Annotated in this window: 24 protein-coding genes; 14 read left to right on the top strand and 10 right to left on the bottom strand. The window is 65.7% G+C overall.

What is annotated here, in order from left to right; genetic code table 11:
- Positions 1-41: 41 nt before the first annotated feature.
- Genes EWE75_RS09920 through EWE75_RS09905 form a run of 4 tightly spaced genes read right to left on the bottom strand, consistent with a single transcriptional unit; the run spans position 42 to position 4,268 of the window.
- Positions 42-1,451 carry a DUF1254 domain-containing protein gene (locus EWE75_RS09920; protein WP_130156982.1) on the bottom strand — a complete coding sequence of 470 codons (1,410 nt, stop codon included), beginning with the start codon at positions 1,449-1,451 and terminating at the stop codon, positions 42-44.
- Between the two features lie 23 nt (positions 1,452-1,474).
- Positions 1,475-2,635 carry an acyl-CoA dehydrogenase family protein gene (locus tag EWE75_RS09915; RefSeq protein WP_130156948.1) on the bottom strand — a complete coding sequence of 387 codons (1,161 nt, stop codon included), beginning with the start codon at positions 2,633-2,635 and terminating at the stop codon, positions 1,475-1,477.
- Complete coding sequence (locus EWE75_RS09910) at positions 2,632-3,384, bottom strand: SDR family NAD(P)-dependent oxidoreductase (RefSeq protein WP_130156946.1); 753 nt, start codon at positions 3,382-3,384, stop codon at positions 2,632-2,634. The genes EWE75_RS09915 and EWE75_RS09910 overlap by 4 nt, the downstream gene beginning before the upstream one ends.
- Positions 3,381-4,268 carry an SDR family NAD(P)-dependent oxidoreductase gene (locus EWE75_RS09905; protein WP_130156944.1) on the bottom strand — a complete coding sequence of 296 codons (888 nt, stop codon included), beginning with the start codon at positions 4,266-4,268 and terminating at the stop codon, positions 3,381-3,383. Before EWE75_RS09905 ends, EWE75_RS09910 begins: the two co-directional genes overlap by 4 nt.
- Before the next feature lie 174 nt (positions 4,269-4,442).
- On the opposite strand from EWE75_RS09905, the gene EWE75_RS09900 reads away from it, so the two are divergent.
- Positions 4,443-5,129, top strand: coding sequence for a carboxymuconolactone decarboxylase family protein (locus tag EWE75_RS09900; protein ID WP_130156942.1), 687 nt, complete (start codon positions 4,443-4,445; stop codon positions 5,127-5,129).
- A gap of 6 nt (positions 5,130-5,135) precedes the next feature.
- Here EWE75_RS09900 and EWE75_RS09895 read toward each other — a convergent pair whose 3' ends face one another.
- Complete coding sequence (locus EWE75_RS09895; protein ID WP_130156940.1) at positions 5,136-5,888, bottom strand: SDR family NAD(P)-dependent oxidoreductase; 753 nt, start codon at positions 5,886-5,888, stop codon at positions 5,136-5,138.
- A 90-nt stretch (positions 5,889-5,978) separates the two neighbouring features.
- On the opposite strand from EWE75_RS09895, the gene EWE75_RS09890 reads away from it, so the two are divergent.
- The 8 genes from EWE75_RS09890 to EWE75_RS09855 all read left to right on the top strand — a co-directional run bounded on the left by EWE75_RS09890 (position 5,979) and on the right by EWE75_RS09855 (position 13,216).
- On the top strand, positions 5,979-6,734 hold the full coding sequence (locus EWE75_RS09890; RefSeq protein WP_130156938.1) for an SDR family NAD(P)-dependent oxidoreductase: 756 nt from the start codon (positions 5,979-5,981) through the stop codon (positions 6,732-6,734).
- A gap of 55 nt (positions 6,735-6,789) precedes the next feature.
- Positions 6,790-7,407, top strand: coding sequence for a TetR/AcrR family transcriptional regulator (locus EWE75_RS09885; RefSeq protein WP_130156936.1), 618 nt, complete (start codon positions 6,790-6,792; stop codon positions 7,405-7,407).
- Between the two features lie 27 nt (positions 7,408-7,434).
- Positions 7,435-8,205 (top strand): helix-turn-helix transcriptional regulator, encoded by a 771-nt coding sequence (locus EWE75_RS09880; RefSeq protein WP_130156980.1) that lies wholly within the window; start codon positions 7,435-7,437, stop codon positions 8,203-8,205.
- Positions 8,206-8,271: 66 nt separating this feature from the next.
- A complete protein-coding gene (locus tag EWE75_RS09875; protein ID WP_130156934.1) occupies positions 8,272-8,688 on the top strand; it encodes a Zn-ribbon domain-containing OB-fold protein in 417 nt (138 codons plus the stop codon).
- Positions 8,685-9,833: a thiolase family protein gene (locus EWE75_RS09870; protein WP_130156932.1), complete on the top strand. Its 1,149-nt coding sequence runs from the start codon at positions 8,685-8,687 to the stop codon at positions 9,831-9,833. The genes EWE75_RS09875 and EWE75_RS09870 overlap by 4 nt, the downstream gene beginning before the upstream one ends.
- A gap of 4 nt (positions 9,834-9,837) precedes the next feature.
- Positions 9,838-11,016 carry an acyl-CoA dehydrogenase family protein gene (locus tag EWE75_RS09865; RefSeq protein ID WP_130156930.1) on the top strand — a complete coding sequence of 393 codons (1,179 nt, stop codon included), beginning with the start codon at positions 9,838-9,840 and terminating at the stop codon, positions 11,014-11,016.
- Positions 11,017-11,036: 20 nt separating this feature from the next.
- A complete protein-coding gene (locus EWE75_RS09860) occupies positions 11,037-12,212 on the top strand; it encodes an acetyl-CoA C-acetyltransferase (RefSeq protein ID WP_130156928.1) in 1,176 nt (391 codons plus the stop codon).
- Between the two features lie 2 nt (positions 12,213-12,214).
- Positions 12,215-13,216 (top strand): acyl-CoA dehydrogenase family protein, encoded by a 1,002-nt coding sequence (locus EWE75_RS09855; protein ID WP_130156926.1) that lies wholly within the window; start codon positions 12,215-12,217, stop codon positions 13,214-13,216.
- A 9-nt stretch (positions 13,217-13,225) separates the two neighbouring features.
- Here EWE75_RS09855 and EWE75_RS09850 read toward each other — a convergent pair whose 3' ends face one another.
- The 5 genes from EWE75_RS09850 to EWE75_RS09830 form a co-directional block, all read right to left on the bottom strand.
- Positions 13,226-14,662, bottom strand: coding sequence for a DUF1254 domain-containing protein (locus EWE75_RS09850; protein WP_231708293.1), 1,437 nt, complete (start codon positions 14,660-14,662; stop codon positions 13,226-13,228).
- Positions 14,663-14,731: 69 nt separating this feature from the next.
- Positions 14,732-15,955 (bottom strand): spinster family MFS transporter, encoded by a 1,224-nt coding sequence (locus EWE75_RS09845; RefSeq protein WP_231708292.1) that lies wholly within the window; start codon positions 15,953-15,955, stop codon positions 14,732-14,734.
- An 83-nt stretch (positions 15,956-16,038) separates the two neighbouring features.
- On the bottom strand, positions 16,039-18,315 hold the full coding sequence (locus tag EWE75_RS09840; protein WP_130156920.1) for a TonB-dependent receptor: 2,277 nt from the start codon (positions 18,313-18,315) through the stop codon (positions 16,039-16,041).
- Between the two features lie 66 nt (positions 18,316-18,381).
- Positions 18,382-19,464, bottom strand: a complete 1,083-nt coding sequence (locus tag EWE75_RS09835) for a phosphotransferase family protein (protein WP_130156918.1) — start codon at positions 19,462-19,464, stop codon at positions 18,382-18,384.
- Positions 19,461-20,669, bottom strand: coding sequence for an acyl-CoA dehydrogenase family protein (locus EWE75_RS09830; RefSeq protein ID WP_130156916.1), 1,209 nt, complete (start codon positions 20,667-20,669; stop codon positions 19,461-19,463). Before EWE75_RS09830 ends, EWE75_RS09835 begins: the two co-directional genes overlap by 4 nt.
- A 216-nt stretch (positions 20,670-20,885) precedes the next feature.
- On the opposite strand from EWE75_RS09830, the gene EWE75_RS09825 reads away from it, so the two are divergent.
- The 5 genes from EWE75_RS09825 to EWE75_RS09805 are packed head-to-tail and all read left to right on the top strand — an operon-like array spanning position 20,886 to position 25,070.
- Entirely contained in the window at positions 20,886-21,590 is a 705-nt protein-coding gene (locus EWE75_RS09825) for a carboxymuconolactone decarboxylase family protein (RefSeq protein WP_130156914.1), read from the top strand.
- 43 nt (positions 21,591-21,633) lie between these two features.
- Positions 21,634-22,431: an enoyl-CoA hydratase/isomerase family protein gene (locus EWE75_RS09820; protein WP_130156912.1), complete on the top strand. Its 798-nt coding sequence runs from the start codon at positions 21,634-21,636 to the stop codon at positions 22,429-22,431.
- A 3-nt stretch (positions 22,432-22,434) separates the two neighbouring features.
- Complete coding sequence (locus EWE75_RS09815; protein ID WP_130156910.1) at positions 22,435-22,773, top strand: EthD family reductase; 339 nt, start codon at positions 22,435-22,437, stop codon at positions 22,771-22,773.
- Positions 22,766-23,563, top strand: a complete 798-nt coding sequence (locus EWE75_RS09810; RefSeq protein WP_130156908.1) for an SDR family NAD(P)-dependent oxidoreductase — start codon at positions 22,766-22,768, stop codon at positions 23,561-23,563. The genes EWE75_RS09815 and EWE75_RS09810 overlap by 8 nt, the downstream gene beginning before the upstream one ends.
- Positions 23,553-25,070, top strand: coding sequence for a class I adenylate-forming enzyme family protein (locus EWE75_RS09805; protein ID WP_130156906.1), 1,518 nt, complete (start codon positions 23,553-23,555; stop codon positions 25,068-25,070). The genes EWE75_RS09810 and EWE75_RS09805 overlap by 11 nt, the downstream gene beginning before the upstream one ends.
- The last annotated feature ends 10 nt before the right edge of the window (positions 25,071-25,080 follow it).

Genomic DNA, 25,080 nt, shown 5'->3' with positions numbered 1-25,080 from the left:
GCGATACCTTCCGATCGAGCGACGGAGACGAGGCGCCGCGATCATGCCGCCATATCCGCCTCGATGCCCGGCGGCAGCCAACCGCCGCCGAGCATCTCCGGTTTCGGACTATAGGCGCGCAGGACGATGAAGAACGGCCCGGTCGGCGCGGGCAGCCAGTTGCCGCTTCTGCTTGGCGCATGCTGGATCTGGATGGAGATCGATCCATCTGCGGCGACCTTCAGCCCCGCCGTGCGGTCGCTCACCAGATAGCGGTTGATCGGATTGGGATGGAGCGCGAACGATTTGGCGTCGTACAGCGTCACCGACCAGAAGGCGTTGACCGGCGGTGGGGTTTGCAGGCGCAGCGTGTAGTTCGCGGTCGCGCCGTTCAGAGGCTTGCCGTTTGCGTCCGAGAAGGTCGTGTAGGATGCGTTCTCTTCGCGCACGTTCGCGCCAAGGCCGGCGGTGTTGGTGACGGAACGGCGGAGATAGTTGAACCCATACTCGCCCTTGTTCACCTTCATCCAGCCGGTTCCAGTCGAAACGCCAAGCTGTGATTTAGAAGCCGCGATGACCGCGACCGCGCTGGCGTAGCCGCTTTCGATCGCGGCGCGCGACGCCGTGTCGAGCGTCGATGGATCAGCCGGACGATCACCTAGCACGCCGAGCGGGCGGAAACGCGACACCAAGGCGTCCTCGCCCGGCTGGCAGCCATCGGTGCGCAGGATGTAATCGAGAACCCGCAGGAAGCCTTTCGCGCCGGGTGCCGGCGCGGGCGGTGCGATATCGGCGCTGGCCTGTGTCGCCGAAGCAGTGGGCGGCGTGATTGTGACGCTGTCCTGAAAGTGGCGGGCGTAGACGACTTCCTTGTCGGTCTGTGCGAACGCGCGCATCAAGGCCCAGAGCTGCACCGTGGCGGCGCGGTAGACGGTCGTACCGGGCGGGGGCGAGCCATGCCACCCCGGTGGCACCAGCAGGAAACGGCCGCCTTTGAACCCGATCGTCCGGTTGCTCAGGTTGCTCGGATTTCCGAAAATGTCGAAGATGTTGAGCGTGAAATACTTTAGGCTCGTCGGCGGGATCGTGATCTCGACCGGACCCTTTGAGAGATCGATCCACGCGGTCGAGTACAATGTGTCCGAATTGGGCACTTTGAACGTCGCGTAGCCCGGCCCGGCCAAAGCGCGTTCGTGCGCGAAGCGGTTGAAGCCGGTGAAGTTCGACGAGGTCCGATCGAACACCTGCCGATACATCTGTTCATATTGCAGATAGGCCGACATGCCGTAGATCGTCGCGTCGAACGCCGCCGACTTGAGCACCTCGTTGCGGCTTTTCTCGTCCTTCGGCAGCAGGTCGTCGCCGTAATCGCGCATGGAGCGCGGGGCTTCGGGCGCCGCAAAATTGTCCTGCTCTGCATGGAGGGGAATGGCTGGGAGACAGGCGGCGTGCGCCGCAAGACCATATGCCATCAGCCGAGCGCGCGTGACCGTGCTCATGCTTGCGCCGCTTTCCAATCGCGCTTGATCTTCTTGGCGAGGCTCCAGCGATGAACTTCGCTTGGGCCGTCATAGATGCGGAAGGCGCGGATCTCGCGGAAGGCCTGCTCGACGATCGTGTCGCCGGAAACGCCGGTCCCTCCCATCGCCTGTACGCAGCGGTCCGCCACCCGGAACAGCGCTTCCGAGACGGCGACTTTCGCCATCGAGCTTTCGGCAGTGCCGAGCGACCCGATATCGAGCACGCCCGCGCACCAGTCGATCATCAACTCGGCCTGCTGAAGATCAATGAGATTGTCAGCGAGCATGAACCCGACACCTTCATGATCGATGAGCGGCTTGCCGAAGGCGTGGCGACGGTTGGCATAATCGCACGCGATCTCCTGCGCGCGGATCGCCAGCCCCAGCCAGCGCATGCAATGCGAGAGCCGCGCCGGGCTGAGCCGAATCTGGGCGTATTTGAAGCCTTCGCCACTTGCGCCGAGCATCTGATCGGCGGGGACGCGCAGGTCGACGATGTCGATCTCGGCGTGGCCGCCGGGCATCGAACTGTCGATCGTGTCGATCACGCGGGTGGTGCGGATTGCGGGGTCGGGCAGATCGACGAGGAACATGCAGGCGCCATCGTCCGACTTGGCCATGACGATGCCGACGCTGGCGCCCTCCGCGCCGGTGATGAATTTCTTGCGGCCGTTTATCACCCAATGGTTGCCGTCGAGTCGGCAGGTCGTCTGCATCATCGACGGGTCCGAACCCGCGCCGCCATCCTCGGCGGGTTCGGTCATGAAAAATGCCGAGCGCGCCGCGCCGGCGACCAGCGGATCGAGGAAACGCGCCTTCTGCTCGGCGCTCGCGACCTTGCCGAGCAGATACATATTGCCTTCGTCCGGTGCGGCGGTGTTGCAGGCGAGCGGCCCGAGCGGCGACAGGCCGGACCGGCGTAGCACGATCGCGGTTTCGCGCTGGGTCAGATGCGAGCCGTCCGGCAAGATGTGCGGCGTCAACACGCCCGCCGCGCGCGCCTTTTCGCGCAACGCGTGGACCAGCGTATCGGCGGGGCCGTGACCGCCGCACCTCTCATCAGCCTCATACGGGACTACGGCATCCCGCACGAAGGCTTCCACCTTCGCCGCGATCTTCTGGGCGCGTTCGGTCATTGCGCTGTCGTTCCCCCATCGACGACGAGTTCGGCGCCGGTCATGTATCGTGATTCGTCGCTGGCGAGGAAAAGGACCGCGTCGGCGATCTCGTCGGCCTCGCCGATCCGCCCGAGCGGCACGTCGGCCAGCAGTTTCTTCGCGATGTCGGGATCGGCATAGGCGGGCGCGGACAGCGGAGTCGCGATGTGACCCGGATGAATCGAGTTTGCGCGCACGCCGTTGCGAGCCTCCGCGCATTCGAGCGCGGTGACTTTGGTGAACATCCGCACTCCGCCCTTGGCGGCGCAGTAGGAGCCGGTGCCGGAGCCGGCGACGATGCCGCGGATCGACGACATGTTAACGATCGCGCCGTGGCCGGAGGCGGCCAGCAGCGGCAGCATGTGCTTGGTGCCAAGGAAAACGCTGTCGAGATTGACCGCGAGGATCGCGCGCCACTGGTCGAGACTGGTCTCGGCGATCGTCGCGAATTTGCCGAAGCCGGCATTGTTGACGAGGATATCGAGTTTACCAAAGCGCTGCCCGATGCGATCGGCCAGCGCGATCCAGCCGGGTTCATCGGTCACGTCGAGCGGGATCGCGTCGTGCGGCGCACCGCCAAGATCCGCGAGCGCCGCCCCGAGTTTTTCCACGTCGCGATCGGCGAGCAGAACGGTCGCGCCTTCTGTCGCGAAACGCTTCGCGGTGGCGAGACCGATGCCCGAGGCCGCGCCCGTGACCAGCGCGACGCGATCGCTAAACCGGCTCATGCCGGCGCGCCCGCGACGCCGGCGTCATTTTTGCTGAGCGACAACAGGCTTTCGAAGATCGGGTTGGTGCGCGACAGGATCGCGTCCGCGCGCTCGCGGATCGGCTCGTCGAAGCGAGTCGTGGTGAAGACGTACAAGCGGTCCTCGCGGATGCCGTCGAACGCCTGCGCGGCGACCGCGTCTGGCGACGGCGCGTTGCGATACAGCGTGTCGGCGACCTCGCGCAGTTCCTTGGCCTCCTCCGGTCGACCGTGCGCGGTTTGCAGGTGATCCGGGCGAGAGCGCTCGGCATCGTAGATCCGGGTGGCGACGAGGCCGGGGCAGAGCATCGTCACCCCGATCGGCGCGCCTTCGTCGCGCAAGCCTGCGTACAGCGCCTCGGTGATGCGAACCACGGCATGTTTCGACGCGCCATAGACCGCCGACCCCGATCCGCTCACGAATCCGGCGACCGAGGCGGTGTTGAGGATATGACCCGACCTGCCGTCGGCAAGCATGCGCGGCACGAAGCTGCGGATGCCGTTGACCACCCCGTCGACATTGACGCCGAACGCCCAGCGCCAGTCTTCGGGTGCGTAATCCCACACCGGGCGGTGCCGCCCACCCGGCACGACGCCGGCGTTGTTGCACAGCAGATCGACGCCGCCGAAGCGATCCCAGGCGGCATCCGCCAGCGCCTGAACCGCCGCCGGATCGGCCACGTCGGTTTGCTGGAGGAGGACCGCGTTCGCCGAGAGGCGCGCACCGACTGTCTCCAGATCGGCGCCGTTGATGTCGGCGAGCACCAGGTTCATGCCCTGCGCGGCGGCAAGCTCGGCGAGCGCCGCGCCGATGCCGCTTCCGGCGCCGGTGATGATGGCGGTCTTACCGGAAAAGTCTTTCATGCCGGCCTCGCTCCCATCGGTTCGCGCGGTCCTGCCTGCGGACTCGCCATCGTCGTTGCTTTAATCGACCGTCCGGTCGGACGTCAACTACCTTCGGCCTGTTGACCGGGCGGGGAGGGCGGAATAGCAGTAACCCAGCCGACCGGACGGTCTGGAGTTTTAGGAGGTGTCGTGATGTCCGAACCCAATCCTCTCGTCGCGGTGGGTCGCCTGCGCCGGGACGCGCCCAAGACGGTCGCGGGCTTTCGCCGGTGGCGCACCATCATCGATACCGATGGCGCGGTGCCGGCGCGCATCAAGCGCCTGTTCGTGGCGTGCGCCGCGACCGTGAAGGGATATGAGGAGATGGCGCTTCGCGAATTGCAGGCGGCACGAGACGAGGGGCTGGCCGAGGCGGAGGCCGGCGCCGCCGTCGCGATCTTGTCGAGCGTTCGCGGTGAGGGGGCTGCGCTGCGTTTCCACGGCCTGTTCGGCAAGGTGTATCCCGACGCCGCCGAGATCGAAGCCACCAACGAGGATATCCTTGTCGAGCCGGGTGCGGCTGAGGCCAATTTCCTCCACTATTTCGGCACGATGCCGCCCTCGCTCGGCAAGCTGTTCGAGGTCAAGCCGCTCGGCGCCGATGCTTATTATCTGATGCGGGAGGGCACGCTGTCCGGAACCGCGCTCGAGCCGGTCCATGCGGAACTGCTGCTCGTGACCGTGCTCGCCGCCGATTACAGCGAGTGGGCGTCGGTACATATGAAGGGCGCCCGCAAGGCCGGGGCAAGCGAAGAAGCCGTTGCCGAGGCGGTGATTTGCGCGGTGCCGACCGCCGGCCTTTCGGCCTGGGTGATCGGCGCCACGGCGATGGACGCCTGATCCGCCCTAAAGCTCGCTGACGAGGTGGCCGCCATCGACCGCGACGACCGCCCCCGTCATGTAGCGGGACTGATCCGAGCAGAGTAGCAGGAAGGGTGCATCGAGATCGTGCATCTGGCCGAGCCGCCCCTGCGGGATGCGGGCGATCAGGCGCTGACCGGCGCTCGATGCGAAGAACTCACGGTTGAGGTCGGTCTCGATATAGCCGGGCGCGAGCGCGTTGACGCGAATGCCGAGCGACGCCCATTCGAGCGCCAGCGCCTTGGTGAGCTGGATCAATCCTGCCTTACTGCTGGCATAAGCGGCGAGCCCCTTGGACACGCGCTCGCCGAGGATCGAGGCGACGTTGACGATCGCGCCGCCACTCTCGCGCATCGCGCGCGCACCCTGCTGCGCGACGAGGAAGGCGCCGGTGAGGTTCGGGCCAAGCACCGCATGCCATTCGTCGTGGGACATATCCACCGCCCGACGGGTCTGCGCGACTCCGGCGTTGTTGACGACGATCGACAAGGGGGCAGGCGAGTCTTGCGCGATCCGATCGAACGCAGCGGACACAGAAGCGGGATCGGTGACGTCCATGACGATCGGCAGACACTGTCCGCCGGCGCGCCCGACATCCTCCGCCAGCGCCTCGAGCGCCGCCATACGCCGGGCGGCGGCGAAAACGGTCGCGCCCCGCGCCGCCAGTACCATCGCGAAATGCCGGCCCAATCCCGAGCTTGCACCCGTTACCAGCGCGGTCTTGCCGTTCAGTTCCATTTCGCTCTCCTCCGGGCTTGCGTTGTCGCCCAAACACGACCAACGATACCCACACCCGACCGGACGGTCGAGTTACCATTTGGAGAGGCCATGCGTTTCGCGAACAAGCGTGCATTTGTCACGGGAGCGGCGGGTGGTCTTGGTGCGGCAGTGGCGAAGGCGTTCGCCGCGGAAGGCGCGCGTGTCGTCGTCGCGGACATCGACGCGCATGCCCGAACCGAACTGGCGGACGCCATCGTCGCGGCGGGCGGCGATGCCTGCGCGGTGGCGCTCGACGTCACGGAGCCCGACGACTGGGATCGGGCGGTCGAGGAGACTCGTCGGCGCTGGGGCGGGGTCGACATCCTCGTCAACAATGCGGCGGTCGCGTCGGCATTGACGCCGATCGAGGAGCGCGTGCCCGAGGATTGGGATCGGAGCATGGCGGTCAATGCCAAGGGTCCGTTTCTCGGCACGCGCGCGCTGCTACCGCACTTCCGCGCGCAGGGCGGTGGCGCGATCGTCAACGTGTCGTCGGTGGCCGGGATCGGCCAGTCGCAGATCATGGATGCCACCTATGCCTGCAGCAAAGCCGCGCTGACGATGTTGACGCGCATCACCGCCGCTCAGCATTCGGGCGAGGGCATACGCTGCAACTCGGTGCATCCCGGGCCGATCGACAGTGCGCTCGCGCGTGCGGCGTATACCGATGCGGAGGCGCTGGCGGCGCGTCTCGCGCGCGTGCCGATCGGCCGGCTCGCGACTGCGGAGGAGGTCGTCGCGGCGATTCTGTTCCTGGCCAGCGACGAGGCGTCGTACATCACCGGCGCCGCGCTTGCCGTGGACGGTGGCGCTTCGGTGCAATAGGGTGACAGGCTGGCGGCCCTGCGGCCGTCCGAAGACATGAGGATCTGGGTCCGGTATGGCGCGACAGGCGACAAAGAAACGACAGACGACCGAAGCGCATGACGAGAAGCGCAACGAGATTCTCAGGCATTGCGCCAACCTGTTCGACAAGGTCGGCTATCACAAAGCCTCGATGCAGATGCTCGCCGACGAGGTCGGCCTCGGCAAGCCGACGCTCTACCATTATTTCCCGAGCAAACATGCGATCCTCTATGCGATTCACGAAGCGCATATGACCGCGTTGCTGGATGGGCTGGCGGACGAAACTTTCTCCGACGATCCGCTCGGCAAGCTGCGGGCGGCGTGTATCAACATCCTGCGGCAGATCGCCGAGCATCCCGGCTATGTCCGTGCGTTCATGGACCATTATGAGGATCTGGAGGGTACGATGCGCAACCAGATCCGGGCGCAGCGCAAGGACTATTTCGAACGGGTCCGCGGCACCGTCGTGTCCGGCATCGAGACCGGGCAGTTTCTGGATTGCGACCCCGATCTGACCACCTACGGGTTCCTCGGGATGTGCAACTGGGCCTATAAATGGTATCCGCCACTGGCAAAGAAACATCCTCCCGAGGATGTCGCCGACGCATTGTGCCGTCCGTTTTTCGAGGGACTCAGTTTGGCGAAATCCTAGGCCGTGATCGTCTCCGTCCACCAGCATATGCCGTCCCCGGAAGATGTGGCGGCGGTGCGTTTCACGGAGCCGGCGGACATCCGTTCGGCGGCCGAGGCGCTTCGGGACAGAGTCGCGAAGATGTGCGGGCTGCGAACGGCGGTATCGCACAACATCGCGGTGCGCGAGCCGATGCGCGACGGCGACGGTGCGATCCTCGCCAGCGAGGTGTTCGGCTTCCGCGAAGGCGAGGGGCGCTGGTGGGAGGCCCCGCAATTGGCGCTGTCATCGCCGCTCGTCCACGCGTGCCGGGTCGAAGCGGAGCCGTTCTGGTGCAACGCGCGCGGCTTCCACACGCGCATTGCCAATCCGCTGCTCGATGCGATCGACCTGTCCGATTTCCGCGCGCGCGCGATGACATCGGCGGCGTTGGTTGTTCCGATCCATTTGCCGTTCGGTCAGATCGGCGCGGCCAGTTTCCTGTCTCCCGATCCGCAGCGAGAGGATCTGTCTGGCCCCTATGCGAGCGCCGTCGATGCGCTCGCCGTGCTCGCGCGCGCCTTCATCCAGAGCTATGTCAAGATCACCGCGCGCGTGCGCCAAGACATGGCCGGCGTGTCGCTCACCAAGCGCGAGGTCGAGTGCCTGCGCTGGGCGGCGGCCGGCAAGACCAATGATGAGATCGGGCTCATCCTGGGGCTGCAACGCACGACGGTGCGGTTCCACATCCGCGCCGCCTCGCTCAAGCTCGATGCGGTCAACCGCGACCAGACGCTGTTCAAGGCCGCACAGCTCGGCTTTCTCGGGATGATCCGCTAGCCGCTGTCGCATTGGTCAGAAGCCGACCGTCCGGTCGGGCGCTACAAGGCGGGCAGGAGAGACCAGATGCCCACGCTCGCGCCGATCATCGCCGCCAATCTGCTCGTCGAAGTCGACGGCGCCTACCATCTGATCGCATCGCGTGACCGCGCCAGCGGCCGGACGATTTTCCCAGCCAGACCCGATAGCGATGACCGTTACGACTCCGTCCTGCTCCCGCCCGAGGGGCGGCTGTGGTCCTGGACGGTGCAGCGCTTCCGGCCGAAATCCCCGCCTTATGCGGGGCCGGACGCATTCGAACCCTATGCGGTCGGCTATGTGCAGCTCGACGGTGCGTTGATCGTCGAATCGCGGCTGGTCGACGTGGGTTTCGATGACTTGCGGATCGATATGCCGATGCGGCTCGTCCCGCACCCGTTCACGCTGGCAAGCGGTGTGGTGCGTACCAGCTTCGCCTTCGCGCCGGTCGAGGAGGCAAGGTGATGAGCGATGTCTTTATCATCGGCGCCGGCATCCACCCCTTCGGCCGCACGCCGGGGCTGAGCGGGCTTCAGCAGGGCGTTTACGCGGTTCGTCAGGCGCTGGCGCAAACCGGCCTTGGCTGGAGCGACATCCGCTTCGCGTTCGGCGGTTCGGATTCGGCGGGCAATGCCGATACGATGGTGTCCGAACTCGGCTTGACCGGGCTGCCGTTCATCAACGTCGCCAATGGCTGTGCGACCGGCGGCTCGGCGATGTTCGGAGCATACAGCACGATCAAATCGGGCGAGTTCGATCTCGGCATCGCGGTGGGTTTCGATAAGCATCCGCGTGGCTCGTTCTCGCCGCTGCCGGCCGACTGGGGGCTGCCCGACTGGTATGGGGAGACCGGGCTGATGCTCACCACCCAATTCTTTGCCATGAAGATCCAGCGCTACATGGCGACCTATGGCATCACGCCGCGCACGCTCGGCGCGGTCGCGGAAAAGGCGTTCGCGAACGGTGTGCTTGCGGATCACGCCTGGCGGCGTGAGGCGGTTGATATCGATACGATCCTCTCCTCGCAGATGGTAAGCGACCCGCTGACAAAATTCATGTTCTGCTCGCCCGGAGAGGGTGCGGTGGCGCTCGTCCTAGCGAGTGGGAAGCGGGCGCGGGAGCTGGGCTTGCCAAGCGTGCGGCTGCGCGCGGCGGCGGTGCGGACGCGGCCGCCTGGATCGTTCGAGGTGTTCTCGCCAGCGCTCGATCTCGAACGCGGCGGCTCGCCGACCACGATCGCCTCGCGTGCCGCCTATGACATGGCGGGTGTCGGTCCCGAAGACATCGACATCGCGCAGCTTCAGGATACCGAAACCGGCGCCGAAATCATGCACATGGCCGAGAACGGGTTCTGCGCCGACGGCGAGCAGACCGCCTGGATCGCGGAAGGCCGTACCCGGATCGACGGGACGTTGCCGGTCAACACTGATGGCGGTTGCCTCGCCTGTGGCGAGCCGATCGGAGCCTCGGGCTTGCGGCAGGTTTATGAGAATTTCGTCCAACTCACCGGGCGCGCCGGGCGGCGGCAGGCGCCGGGCAATCCGAGGCTCGGCTACAGCCACGTCTATGGAGCGCCCGGCGTGTCTGCGGTCGCGATCGTCGAGAGGTGAGGTGATGGATCTGGCTTTGACCGACGCCGAGCGAGCGTTCCGCGGCGAGGTGCGCGCCTTCCTCGCGGACGCGCTATCGCCCGAACTCCGGCGTGGCGCCGCACTGACCTCGGGCGTGTTCGCCGAGCCGGATATCGCGCGCGCATGGCAGGCGATCCTCGAGGCCAAGGGTTGGCTGGTCTATCATTGGCCGGCGGCGGCGGGCGGCCCCGGCTGGACGCGCATCCAGCGCTGGATCTTCGAGAAGGAGTGTGCCGAAGCGGGCGCGCCCGTGCTGCCGGGCATGGGGCTCAAGCTGGTCGGACCGGTGCTCTACACCTTCGGCAGCGACGCGCAGCGGGCGGAGTATCTGCCGGCGCTCCGCAGCGGCGAGCACGTCTGGGCACAAGGTTTCTCCGAACCGGGGTCGGGGTCCGATCTCGCCAGCCTCCGTACCCGCGCCGTGCGCGCTGATGACGACTATATCGTGTCCGGCCACAAGATCTGGACCACGCAGGCACAGTTCGCCAACCGGCTGTTCGCGCTGGTGCGCACCGATCCCGACGTCAAGCCGCAGCAGGGGATCAGCTTCCTGCTGATCGACATGGCCGCGCCTGGCGTAACGGTTCGGCCGATTCTCAGCGCATCGGGCGATCACGAGCTGAACGAAGTGTTTCTGGACGAGGTGCGCGTACCGGTCGCGAACCGCGTCGGCGAGGAAGGGCAGGGGTGGTCGATCGCCAAGTTCCTGCTCGAGAACGAGCGCGGCGGCTCGTCGTTCGCGCCGCAATTGCTCGCCGACCTCCGGCGACTGGCCGAGGCGGCGGGGCCGCTCGTCGGCGAACGCGCCGACCGCGCGCTGCGTCTGCGGTTGGAAGCGCAGGCGCTCGAAATGACCGAGCTGAGGACTTTGATCGAGATCGATGCCGGCGCCGCGCCCGACCCGCGCAGCCTCACTACCAAGCTGATCGCCTCGAAAATCCGCCAGGGCATCGAAACGCTTGCGGTCGATGCGTTCGGCCTTGCCGGTCTCCAGCTTCCGCTCGAACGGCCCTTCTATGGTTCGGACGTCCCCCCACCGATCCACTCGGCGGAGGCGCAGGTCGCGGCCGCCCGCTACCTCAACGCGCGCGCCTGGTCGATCTTCGGCGGCACCAGCGAAATCCAGCTTTCCATCATCGCCAAGGCCGCGCTCGGCCTGTGACAGACAAAAGGACGTACTCCATGCCTGAAGCCTATATCGTTTCCGCGCGTCGTACCGCTGGCGGCCGTCGCAATGGCCGCCTTGCCGCCTGGCACCCGGCAGATCTCGGCGCCGCCGTGCTCGATGCCCTCGTCGCCGACATAGGGCTGGACCCGGCGGCGATCGACGACGTCATCATCGGCTGCGTGAGCCAGATCGGCGAGCAGACCTTCGCGCTCGGGCGCAATGTCGTGCTGGCGTCGAAGCTGCCCGACAGCGTCCCGGCGGTGACGATCGACCGCCAATGCGGATCGTCGCAGCAAGCGCTACACTTCGCGGCGCAGGCGGTGATGTCGGGCATGCAGGACATCGTGATCGCCGGTGGCGTGGAGAGCATGACGCGGGTGCCGATGGGTTCGCCGATCACGCTTGCCAAGGCGGGCGGGATCGGCGCCAACCCGTTCGCGGAATCGATCCAGAAGCGGTACGGAGTCGAGGGATTCAACCAGTTCGTCGGCGCGCAGATGATCGCCGACAAATACGGCTTCAGCCGCGAGGATCATGATCGTTTCGCGCTGCAAAGCCACCAGAAGGCCGCTGCCGCCACCGCCGCCGGCGCGTTCGCTGCGGAGATCGTGCCGCTCGCGGTCGTCACGCCCGATGGCCAGACGGTCACGCACGACCGCGACGAAGGCATTCGCGGCGATGCGTCGTTGGAATCGATCGGTTCGGTCAAGCTGCTGAGCGAGAGCGGCACATTGAGCGCGGCGACCGCCAGCCAGATCTGCGATGGCGCGAGCGGCGTGCTCGTTGCATCCGAAGCCGCGGTCAAGGCGCACGGCCTCACACCGATCGCCCGCATCGTTAATCTCGCGGTGACGGCGGGCGATCCGGTCATTATGCTCGAAGAGCCGATCCCCGCCACGCGCCGCGTGTTGGAACGGGCGGGGCTGTCGATGGCCGACATCGATCTGTTCGAGGTCAACGAAGCCTTCGCCTCGATCCCGATGGCGTGGGCCAAGGCGCTCGGCGCCGATCCGGCGAAGCTCAACGTCAATGGCGGCGCGATCGCGCTCGGTCACCCGCTCGGCGCGACCGGCACCAAGTTGATGGCGACGCTGATCCACGCGCTGAAGGCACGCGGCGGCCGCTACGGCCTTCAGACGATGTGCGAAGGCGGCGGCATTGCTAACGCTTCGATCATCGAGGTGCTCTGACGATGAACATCGCGCCAAGCGACGAGCAGGTGATGGTCCGCGATATGGTGCGGCGTTTCCTCGCCGATCGTTATGACGCGACCAGCATGGCGAACGGGCCGATGCCGGCGAAGGACTGGCGCGCGCTTGGCGAACTCGGTCTGTTCGCCTTGCTGCTTCCGGAGTCCGCCGGGGGCATGGGCGGCGGCGCGATGGAGGTGATGATCGTCGCCGAAGAACTCGGCCGCGCGCTGGCAATCACCCCACTCGCGGACAGCGTTGTCCTGTGCGGTCAGGTGATCGCGCGCAGCGGCGACGCCGGCGCGCGGTGGGGTGAGCCGCTCGCGCAGGGCGACGCCGTGCTCGCCTTCGCACGCGGGGGGAGGGAAGAAGCGGGCGTGCTTTCCGGCGCAAGTGGCATCGTTCCGGGCGGAATGGCGGCGTCGGCGTTCGTCGTGGCGCTGGAGACGGGGGGTGCCGCTCTGGTCGAGGCGGACGCCTCAGGCGTCGCGCGATCGGCGGTGCGGATGGTCGATGGCAGCATCGCGGCCGACCTTCGCTTCGACGGCGCCCGCTGCGTCCCGCTCGACATCGCCGAGGCCGATTTGAGCGTCGCCGTCACGATGGCCGAACTTGCAATCGTGGCGGAACTGGTAGGTGCGATGGGCACGTTGCTCGATCTCGCGATCGACTATGTTCGCCAGCGCAAGCAGTTTGGCAAGCCGATCGGTAGCTTTCAGGCGATCCAGCATCGCTGTGCGCGGCTCTATACCGTGCTGGAACAATCGCGTTCGATGATGCTCCGCGCCGCGCTCGCCGGCGATGACGCGCGAGGGCGGGCCGTGACCGAAGCCAAGGCGTATGTCCTGGATGCGGCGCTGCGGCTGGCGGAGGATGTCGTGCAGCTTCATGGCGGCATGGGCGTGACCGACGAACTCGCGGTCGGCCGAGGATTGCGCCGCGTGCTGCTGCTGTCGCGGCTTTACGGCGGTGGCGCGGCGGCGCGGATGGCGCTCGCCGCCTGAGCGTGCGATCTACTGAGCGGAGCAGGCGTCGGTGGTTGTCGAACTTGCGACTGTCCGCTTGATTGCGGGCGGATGCCACTGTCCGGTCATCGCGCTCGCCTTGGGCCGATAGAGCCGCATCATAAGCATGAAGCCTTCCTTCGGCGCGGGTAGCCAATTGGCCGTCTTGCCCGCTCCGGGATCGTCGTTCTGGACATAGAGCTTGAGCGAACCGTTTTTGCCGTAAGCGATGCCGGGCGTGCGATCCCCGATCGAATAGCGTTTCAGGCTGTTCGGCACCAAAAAGCCCTTGGCGTAATACAGCGTGATCGACCAGAAAGCGTTGACCGGCGGTAGATCGGATTTGGCGAAGCAGATCGTGTAGGCAGTCCTGCCGTCCAAAGACGCGCCGACGCTATCGACATGCGCGACCGGGTAAAGCGCCTCGTCTTTGTCCACGACGTAGATCTGGTCCATCGCCACCGCCGCGCGCAGGAGATAGTCCTTGCCGAAAGTCGAGCCGGAATAGCTCGTCGACCAGCCGTTCGCCATCGCACCAAGGTTGCGGGTCTTGGCGCGGATGATTTTGAGCCCGTCCACGATCCCGGCTTCAACCGCGGCACGCTGCGACGTGTTGAGTCGGCCGAGGTTAAACCCGTCCTGCCGCGTCAGGCCGATCGCTTCGAACGATTGCAGCAACTGGCTTTCCTCGGGCGTCGGCCGCCAATCCTGGAGCACCGTGCCGAGGTCCGCGAGCGGCTTGAGCGCCTCTGGCACGTCCGCTCCCGCACCCGCCAGAATGCGCTGCCGCGACACCGTGGTCGGGCCGAGCCGGTCTGGGCCAAGCCACTTACTCAACGCGATGCGATCTTCGAGCTGATGGACAACGGGCAAGTCCTCCGCGCGGGCGACCAAGATGCGTCCGGCGACCATCAAGTAGCGCTGGTCGCTCCGAACCATGAGCGCGCCCTCGGGCGCCGCGCCGCGATACGCTGGACCGACTATGAAAATGGGCGGCAGCTTGTGGCCGTGCGAGCTCTGTCCATAGGAATGGTGAGTCGAACTGTCTGCCTCACCGAACTGGAACGTGTAATATCGCGCACCGAAGTCGGGCGTATCGAGCAGAAACGGGCCATCTTCGGTGTCCAGGAACGCCAGCACGTACAAAGTGTCGTTGTTCGGCGCCACGCCGATGCGCGTGTCGGGGTCAGCAAGCTGTCGCGCGCGGCCCAGCCTGTTGAGCGCGGCGGTGGCTACTGTCTGCGGGCGCGAGGCGAAGGGATTGTCCGGTTGAGTCGCCTTCTGCCGCAACTGTGCGGCGCGGACCAATGGATACCCCCAGACGGTCGCGCGCACCGCCAGCGTGTAGGGATCGGTGGAGCGTTTGGCGAAGAGCTGCTCCGTCTTCGTCGCGTCGGCCAGCGGGCCGGCGGCAACGGGCGCGGATAGCACGAGCCCCGCTGCCATGCACAAGTGTAGCGATCGCCGTATCGTGCTCGTGGGCGGGAAGCCTCTGCAAACCTGCGACATTGCGGGTCAGGCCTCGCGCATGTCGAATCGATAGAACCAGCTGGCACGCAGGATGCTCAGCGCCCCCACCAGCGAGAAGATCAGGACGGCGGCCAGTGCATAACGCAGCGACGTATCGTGCATGCCGTAGCCAGCGGCCAGTCGGTCGCTGATGATGCCGGTGACAGCCGGCCCGAGGCCAAGCCCGAACAGGTTGAAGACGAGCAGCGTCACCGCCGATGTCAGCGCCCGCATGTGCGGTGCGACCAGCGACTGCGGCACGCCGACGATCGGGCCGTAGTAGAAGAACATCAACATCGATGAGAGGAAGCCGAACCCCAGCGACACGCCTAGCGAGGGGACGAGAAACTGGACGAGTGCCGCCGGCACCATGAGGAACATCGCCACCGCACTGACCCAGACGCGCCCGCTCGGGCTGGTCCGCGCTACCGTGTCCGACAGCCACCCGCCCAGATAGATGCCGGCCCCGCCGCCGATGCCGTTCATCAGCGCCAGCCAGGCGGCGACTTCCGACAGCGGCATGTGATGCACGCGCATGTAGAAGGGGGCGGTCCAGCTCATCATCGCATATTGCGCGAAGGCGTGAAGCGTCGTTCCCGCAAGCATGTAGCGATAGGTCCGCAACTTCCATAGCGTGGCGAGGGCGGTGCCGAGCGATATCGGCTCGGCAACGTGCTGGTGCGTGCTGAAGGCACCGCGCACCGGCTCGCGCACCAGCAGCATCACGACAGGCGCGAGCAGCAGCCCCGCTCCGCCGATCACCGCGAACGCGGCACGCCAGCCGAGCGTCGCGGCGATCCATCCGCCGGACGCATAGCCCAGCATGATCCCTGCCGGTAGCGCCAGGCCCCACAGGCCGAGCGCGGTCACGCGTTTGTCGGGCGGATAATAATCGGCGATGATCGAGTGCGATGCCGGCACCGACCCCGCCTCTCCGAGCGCGACGCCGACCCGGAACGCCACCAGCGTCGCGAAGCCGGTGGCAAGTCCGCTCAGCGCGGTCATCCCGCTCCAGACCGCGAGCGACGCCGACACGATGTTGCGCCGGTTGAGCCGGTCGGCCAACCGCGCGATCGGTAGCGACAGCGTCGCATAGAACAGCGCGAACGCGAGGCCGGTCAGCAGACCCAGTTGCGTGTCGCTCAACTTGAGCTCGCGCTTGATCGGTTCCTGCAGGATCGAGAGCACGGTGCGGTCGATGTAGTTGAACATCGATACCAGACCCAGCATCAGTAGTACGAGACGCCGGGTCCGGTTTGTCGAAGCAACCGAAGACGCCGTTTCCGACTTGAGAGAGACGGCGCCTTCCATTTCTAACCTCCGACCCGCGCTGTGAAGGTGATGCCGACGACGCGCGGCGGGGCGATCGTCAGCCGTTCCACATCGGCGTTGGCGGCGCCGCCGACCCCGGAGACTTCCGCCGGTGAGAGATGGTAGAAATAATAGTTCAAGCCATTGCTCGCATAGGTCTTGTCGAACAGGTTGGTGCTCCACAGCCGCAGATCCCACGCGCTCGAGGGCGGGGTATAGGACAGCGACACGTTGGCGACGTTGCGCCGCCGCGTATAGGGCACGCCGATCTGCTGCAGGTTCGTCGCGATCAGTTGATACGGGCTGGCGAACTTGTCGTCGGCGTGGAAGGCGAGCTTGGCGCCGCTGTTCAGATCCAGCTTGTAATCGAAGATCGCGGTGAAATCGTGTTTAGAGACGAACGGCACCCGGTTGCCGGTACAATCCAGGCCACCCGCCGCGCAACCCGGGAAGCTTCGATACCGCGCGTCGGTATAGGCGTAATTCGCACCGATCGAGAGACCCTTAGCCGGGTGGATCGACGCCTCGACCTCGACGCCCTTGACGCGTTCCTTGCCGGCGTTGCTGTCGGTCAGAACGCCGTTGATCAGCGAGCGGACCTGAAGGTTGCTCGTATCGGACAGGTACGCCGCGACATTGGTGGTCAGGAAATGATCGAAGAAGTTCGATTTCGTGCCGATCTCGTAGCTCCAGGTCGTCTCTGCCTCAAGCGGGACGAGCGCCTTGGCCGCGCTGGTCGCGGTCAGCACCCAGCCCCCGCCCTGGAAGCCTTTCGATACCGAGGCGTAGAACGAGGTGTCGCGGCTCGGCTTGTAGTCGACGATGAAGCGCGGCGTGAACGATTGCCACGAATTGATCGATCCGTTCTTGCCAAGATCGACGAAATAGGGCGCGCCGTAAAACGGTGACGAGCCGACATGCGACGTATAGCCGTTCTTGCGTTCGTAGCTGTAGCGAAGCCCCGCCGTCAGCGAGAGTTTTGGGGTGAGCTTGTACTTGCCCTCCACGAACGGCCCGACGCTGTAGTTGGAAATCCTGCCCGCGACGAACTGCGACGCCACCCGCCCCGGCGACAGGACCGAGAGATAGGATTGCGGCAGCGTGCCGTTGAAATTGAACTGGATACCTTTGTAGAGATCTTCATATCCGAAATAGACGCCCGAGACGAAATCGAACGGGCCGCCGAATTTCGAGGTGAAACGCAGCTCTTCGCTGACCTGCTTTTCCCTGTTGAGATTGATGGAGGGATAGTTCGCCGGCAGCGGGCCGCCGTCGGAATCCTCCTGATAGAAGGCATTGAGCGACCGATACCCGGTGATCGACGTGATCGTGCCGACATCGGTGTCGTAATCCAGCTTGATCGTGCCCGCGAACAGATGCCGGCGAGTCTCGCCGTCGTCATCAAGCAGCGTCTTGTGGAGATCGCCGCCATTCGCCGCGCTGACCTGTTTGACGAGGCTGCCCTGGCCGACGATCACCGCGCCGTCGCCATAGCCGCCACGGTGCGTATAGGCTGCGCTCGCGGTGATCCTGAGGCGCTCGGTTGCCTGCCAGGTCAGCGAGCCGCGCACGCTCTGGACGCGATTGTCATCGAGGTACGTCCCGCTCAGCAGGTTCTTCTGATAGCCACCGTCGCTCTTCACGCTGTAGGCGAAGCGTGCGGCGAGCGAGTCGCCGAGCGCGTAGTTGACGTAGCCGTCGCTCTCGATCCCCAACTGGCCCATCGCGTTACTGAGTCCGGTCAGCGTGATCCGGGCGTCGGTCTTGCCGAGTTCGGCGAGGTTATTGGTGATCTGGAGCGCGCCGCCGACCGCATTGCGGCCGAAGGTCGTGCCCTGCGGGCCGCGCAGGATCGCGACCTGGCTGACGTCGAACAGATTGGCGTCGAACGACGCGAGCGAGCCGTAATAAATGTCGTCGATGTACACGCCGACCGGGTTTTCGAGGCCGGGCGCGTCGTTGTTCGAGTATTTTCCGCGGATCTGTACCGAGATGGTCGAGGTGCCCTTCACCGGCACGAACGTCGGCCCCGGCGCGATCTTGGTGATCGAGGCGAAGTTGTCGATGCGCTGCGCCTGGATCTGCGCCCCGTCGAGCGCGCTGACCGCAATCGGCACGTCCTGGAGGCGCTCGGCGCGGCGCGTTGCGGTCACGACGATATCTTCTATCGCCGACGGCGTGGGCGCGGCCGGTGGCGTCTGCGCGCATGCCGGGGCGGCGAACGCGACGGCCCCTCCAGCGAGCAGCATTGCACGGAAGTATTGCGCTTTCTTGGACATCTTTCTCTCCCCTACGACTGGCCTTTTAGCGGCCATGATGATCGTTTCGCCTTCGGATAGTCTGGGTCAGCTCGCTCCTGCTTCCTGTGCGGCGATCCAGGCCGCGCGCGCGAGCGGTTCGACACGCGAGATAATCTCCTCCGCGTTCGCGCCGGTCTGAACGCCGTCGCGCGCGCGCCCGGCAATCCCTTGCAGAATCGCGGCCACGCGGAACAGGTTGAAGGCGCGGTAGAAAGGGTGATTAGGATCGCCGTCGAAGCCGGTGCGCTCGCAGTAGCGTTGCGCATATTCCTGCGCGGTCGGGATGCCGAGCGCACTGAGATCGGCGCCCTGCAACGTGCCGCGGACGTCGACCCCTGCGGGTCGCGACCATTCCATCATGTGATAGGTGAGATCCCCAAGCGGATCGCCCAATGTCGACAACTCCCAGTCGATCACCGCCGAGACCCTCGGTTCGGTTGGGTGTACGAGCAGATTGTGGAAGGAATAGTCGCCGTGGATGATCGTGGTGCGATCACCGGTGTCGGGCACGGCGCCGGGCAACCAGGCAATCAGCCGCTCCATCTCGGGGATATCGCGCGTGCGCGAGGCCTCATACTGGCGCGTCCAGCGCGAGATCTGCCGCGCGAAATAATTGCCCGGACGGCCATAATCGCCGAGACCGATTGCCGCATAATCGACCAGATGCAGCCGGGCCAAGGTATCGTTCGCCGAATCGTAGATCGCCGCGCGCTCGGCCGGGTCGAGACCCGGCATGCGCGGGTCCCAAAAGCTCCGCCCGGGAACATGCCGCATCACGTAGAACATGGTGCCGATGACGTCATCGTCCTCGCAGAGCACGAGCGGCTCGGCGATCGGCAGACCGGCTTCGAACAGCGCCTTGGTGACACGGTACTCGCGGTCGACCGCGTGCGCCGACTTGAGCAGGACGCCGGCGGGCTTGCGCCGCAACACGTAGCGCGCATCCGGTGTCGACAGCAGGAACGTCGGGTTCGACTGGCCACCCTCGAACTTCTGGACTCGCACGGAGCCTGAGAATTCGAGAATACGGCCGGAGAGATAGGCGATGAGCCTGGCTTCGTCGAAGGCGCTGTTCGCCGCCACGTCGACCGTGCCGCCGATCATCGCGGCGGGCTGTGCCGCGCTCACGATGCCGCTCCGTCGGGTTCGCGATATTTCGCGAGTTCCATGCGCGCCAATTGGCGTTCGTGGACTTCATCGGGGCCATCGGTCAGCCGGACAATGCGCGTGTTTGCCCAGAGTTCGGCGAGCCCGAAATCGTCGCTCACGCCGCCGCCGCCATGCGCCTGGATGGCCTCATCGACGATCCGCTGCGCCATTTTGGGCGCTGCGATTTTTATCATCGCGATCTCGGCGCGCGCTTCCTTGTTGCCGACGGTGTCCATCATGTGCGCCGCCTTTAGGCAAAGCAGACGCGCCATCTCGATCTCGCAGCGCGCGCGCGCGATGCGTTCCTCCCAGACGGAATGTTCCGCGATCGCCTTTCCGAACGCCCGGCGCGACAGCAGCCGCCGACACGTCTTTTCGAGCGCGACCTCCATCGTTGCGATGTTTCGCATCGCGTGATGGATTCGTCCCGGCCCAAGGCGGCCCTGCGCGATCTCGAACCCTCGCCCTTCGCCGAGCAGCAGGTTCTCGGCGGGCACGCGGACGTTTTCGAGCAGCACCTCGAAATGACCATGCGGCGCATGATCGTAACCGAACACCGGCAGATGGCGGACGAGCGTGATGCCGGGTGTGTCGCGCGGCACGAGGATCATCGATTGCTGGTGATAGGGTGCGGCGTCGGGATCGGTTTTGCCCATCAGGATGTAGAAGGCGCAGCGCGGATGGCCTGCCCCGGATGACCACCATTTGCGGCCATTGATGACGTATTCGTCTCCCTCGCGGCGAATTTCGGTCTGGATATTGCGCGCATCGGACGAGGCAACGGCAGGTTCGGTCATGAGGAAGGCGGATCGCGTCTCGCCGTCACGCAACGGCACCATGAAGCGCTGTTTCTGCTCGGGCGTACCGTAACGGTGCAGCACTTCGAAATTGCCGGTATCCGGCGCCATGCAGTTGAACACCTCGCTTGCGAACGAGATGCGGCCCATCAGTTCGGCGATCGGCGCATATTCGACGTTGGTGAGACCGACGCTGGTGAAAAACGCGTCGTCATGCTCCGATGGCGGCATGAAGATGTTCCACAGCCCTTCGGCGCGGGCTTTCGCCTTGAGCTGCTCGAAGATGGGTGGAATCTCGGCCCAGCGGTCGATCGCGGCGAGTTGCTGGTGGTAGATCGGCACTGCGGGGACGATATGCTCGTCCATGAAGGCGCGAACGCGCTCCATCCACTCCCTGGATCTTGCAGACTGCTCGAATATCACTCGTTGCCCTCCCGATGCGTGACACGACTCGCTTCGTCCGCCTTATTATGACTCGTCCGACCGACCGGTCGACTGTTTGGTTACTCGACCGACCGGTCGGCTGTCAAATAGGTCAGTGCGGAATTTTTTAGTTGACGCCCGACCAGTCGGTCGAGCATCTTTCGAGCAGGAGAGGGCAGAATGACAACACGTCCGCTAATGGATATCGCGCTGCTCAAAGGGCATGCGCCCTATACGCTGGCCGGGTTCGCGGCTTTCCGTTCGGTCATCGATACCGACGGAGCTGTGCCGGCGCGGCTGAAGGCGCTGTTCGTCGCCGTGGCCGCGATCGACCGACGCCACCTTGGGCTGGCCCGACGCGAGATCGCGCGCGGCGTGGCGCTCGGGCTGACGCCGCTCGAGGCGACGGCGGGGCTGATCGTCCTGACCAGCCTGCGCGGCGAGGCTGCGGCGATGGACTTCGCGGACATCCTCGACACCGCGTTCGAGGATCTGCAAGCGCCCGCTCCAGCGCAGCTTCCGACCGCTGAGGCAGGCGAGGCCGAAGCGAATTTCACCGCCTATTTCGGCACGATCCCGCCGCCGCTCAGGCAGCTTCTCCGCTTGAGCCCCAAAGCGGCCGACGCGTATTATCTGATGCGGCGCGGCAGCATCGACGCCAATCCGCTTTCGCCGAAACATGGCGAGTTGCTTTTGCTTGCGATCCTCGCCGCCGGGTACAGCCCGATGGCGGCGACGCATGTTCGCGGCGCGCGCAATGCCGGCGCGTCCGACGAAGAGATTGCCGAAGCCGTATTGTGTGCCGTGCCCGCAGCAGGCGTCGCCGCCTGGATGGCGGTCGGCGGTATGCTTGCGCCCCCCGAAGAGGGCGGCATCCCGCGCTGACGCACGGGTCGATCTTTCCAACCGTTCACCAAGGAGACAATCAGTGGAACCCGAAAAGGACGTCATCCAGTACGAGCTCGCCGATAATGGCATCTGCACGATCTGGCTCAATCGCCCGCACAAGCGCAACTGCGTGAGTCCGCAGCTCCTGCGCGAACTGGAAGTGGCGGTCGACCGGGCCGCCGCCGAAAAGAAGGCACTGGCCGTGGTGTTCCGCGGTCGCGGCAACACCTTCTGCTCGGGCGCTGACCTCGACCAGCTTGTTGGCCCCGTGCTGCATGAATCGACGGTGTCGCTGCAACTCGCGATCGACTCGGCACGCACCTACGACAAGATCTACAACATGAGTAAGCCGACCATCGCCGCGGTCGAAGGCTATGCGGTTGCCGGCGGTTTCGAGCTGATGATCTCTTGCGACTTCGCGCTGGCGGCGTCCGAGGCGAAGATCGGCGACTTCCACATCCGCCGCGCGCTGTTCGGCGGTGCCGGGCCGATCTACCGGCTGCCGCGCTATATCGGCATGCGCAAATCGAAGGAACTTATGCTGACCGGCAAGCTCCTCACCGGCGACGAGTGCGTCGAGTGGAATCTGTGCAACGCCTCAGCACCAGCCGCCGAATTCGACACGCTGATCGAGGATTTCTGCGCGCCGCTGATCGACAAGAGCCCGTTCTGCATGTGGATGACCAAGATGGCGCTCAACCGCGGCATGGACGCGGATACCAACTCGCTCATCACGCTCGAGACGATGACCTGCAACGTCGTGCATCACTCGGCCGATGCGAAGGAAGGCGTCGCCGCTTTCCTCGAAAAGCGCAAACCCGTCTGGACGGGCAACTAAGCGATGTCGGTCAGCATGGTCGTTCTGGCCAGCCGGCCGGCAGACTGGACGCACGAGCAATTTACGATCTGGTGGCGTGGGCCTCACGCCGACGCCGCCAGAGTTTTGCCCGGGCTGACAGCGTACCGGCACGGCGCCGTCACCAAGGATTATGACAATCCCGAGGCGCCCGGCTGGGACGGGCATGCCGTGCTGACTTTTGCCGATCAAGCCGCGCTGGATGCCGCCTTCGCATCTCCCGAATGGAAGGCGGCGACCGCGCAAACCAAGGGCATGGGCGGGCGGCGCATCATCCTGATTACGCAAGAGGTCGATCTTCTGGTGGAGAAAAGCGATGGCTGAGATGGTCCGCGGGTTCTCGACCGGGCAGTTCCGCCTCGACGGCAAGCGAGCGCTGATCACCGGCGGGCGCGGTGCGCTCGCCGAAGCGATGGCGGCGACGCTCGCCGATCTCGGCTGTTCGGTCGCGCTCGCGTCTCGATCGGAGGCGGATTGTAGCGGCGTTGCTGCGAACATCGCCGAGCGGTTCGGTGTCGCCGCGATCGGGCTTGCCTGCAACGTCGCCGACGAGGCGTCCGTCGAGACCGCCGTCGCCACGGTCGTCGATCGGCTGGGCGGGCTCGACATCCTCATCAACAACGCCGGCGCCTCCTGGTGGGGCTTGCCCCAGGACATTCCGCTCAAGGGCTGGCAGAAGGTGATGGATGTCAACGTGACCGGCACGTTCCTGGCCTGCCGGCATGCCGCCCGTCACATGATCGCGCAGGGCGGAGGCGCGATCGTCAACATCGCCTCGGTCGGCGCGTTCATTTCCTACCAGCCCGATGCCGGTCAGGTCGTGCCATACACCACCAGCAAGGCGGCGATCGTTCACCTCACCAGCGATCTCGCCGCGCAATGGGCGCAGCATGGCATCCGCGTTAACGCGATCGCGCCGGGGTCGATCGAAACGGGCATGACAGAAACGCTTGATGCCGCGACACAGGAAAAAACCCGCGCCGGCATCCTGCTGCGCCGCTTCGGCAGGCCCGAGGAAGTGACCGGCACGCTGGCTTTGCTCGCATCGGACGCGGGGAGCTTCATTACCGGACAGACTTTCCTCGTCGACGGGGGACAATCCCTTGCCCGATGACGCCACGCATCCCGCGTTCGAGTGGAGCGAAGCGCGGCTCTGGCCGCAGTTCGACGCGCTGACCGCCGCCAGCCCCGACGCGCTGGCGATGGCGGATTGTCAGGATCGGCTGTGGAGCCGCCGTGAACTGCACGATCTGGCCAGCGCCATTGCGGCTAAGCTCGCCGGTGCGGGGGTTTTCGCCGGGTCGCGCGTGCTCGTCGCTGCGCGCAAGACGCCTGCGACGATCGCGACCGCGCTGGCGGTATCGTCGCTCGAAGCGGTATTCTGCCCGGTCTCGCCCAAGCTCGGCCCCGCCGATCTCGCGCTGATCGAGGCGCGGATCGGCCACGCCGCCAAAGTCCTGCCGACCGACGCAAGCCATGTCGATGTGATCGTTGCCGAAGGCGATCGATCGGCCGATCCGCGTGATGCTCAGACGGTTCTGATCGGCTTCACCTCCGGCAGTACCGGCATCCCGAAGGGCGTGATGCACGGGCCGGGCGCGCTCAACTATGCGACTCGCGCCTGCGCGGCCATCGCCGGCTTGCAGGCCGGTGACGCGATCCTCGGCATCGTGCCATTGGACAGCGCGCCGGGCTTCACCTTCACCGCGCATTTCGCGCTCTCACTCGGGCATCCGCTGATCCTCGTCGATCCGTGGGTGCCAGCCGAGGCGTTGCGGCGCGCCGAGCGCTATGGCTGTGGCTGGGCGATCGCGGTGCCGACTCACCTGTTCTCGATGGTGGAGGCAGCGCGGCAGGGCGACTGGCGCGGGGACTTGCCGCTCCGCGCGATGGCGGTCGGCGGCAGCGCGATGACCGCCGAACTGATCGCGGATGCTGACGCGCTGCTCGGCCTCAAGGCGCTCCGCATGTTCGGCATGTCGGAATGTATGGGCCACGCATCGACCCGGCCCGATCATCCGCTCGAGCATCGGCAAATGTTCGACGGCATCCCGTTTCCCGGCACCGAGGAAGAGGCGTTCGATTCGGACCTGCGCGTCTTGCCGAGAGGATCACGCGGGCAGGCGGGGGTTCGCGGCCCGTCGCTGTTCCTGGGCTATGCTGCCGGGCTGGGCGCGGGACAGGAGTGCAAGACCGCCGACGGCTTCTACCTGACCGGCGACGAAATCATCCGTGACGAAGCTGGCTTCGTCCGCGTGGTGGGCCGCATCAAGGATCAGATCATCCGCGGCGGCTTCAACATCGATCCGGCCGAAGTCGAAGCGGCGTTGCTGCGTCATCCCGCGATCGCCGAGATCGCGGTCGTGGCGGTTCCCGAGCGCAAGCTCGGCGAACAGGCGTGCGCGGTGTGTCGCTTGCGGCCCGGCGCGGGCGCGATCGAGCTTCCCGCGCTGCTCGATCATATGGCGACGCAGGGCGTGTCGCGAAAGAAATGGCCTGAACATCTGGTGATCGTCGACACCATGCAGGTCACCGCCACGGGCAAATTGGACAAAAGAGCGATGGCCGCCGTCGCGATCGACACGGTCGAGCGACGTCGCGCGGCTTCCGCGACCGTTTAGGAGAGACGCA

Source organism: Sphingomonas populi (genome assembly GCF_004208535.1).
In the GTDB taxonomy this organism is placed as follows: Bacteria; Pseudomonadota; Alphaproteobacteria; order Sphingomonadales; family Sphingomonadaceae; genus Sphingomonas; species Sphingomonas populi.
The sequence above is the reverse complement of the archived record's forward strand: the minus strand, read 5'-3'. Positions and strand labels throughout refer to the sequence as shown.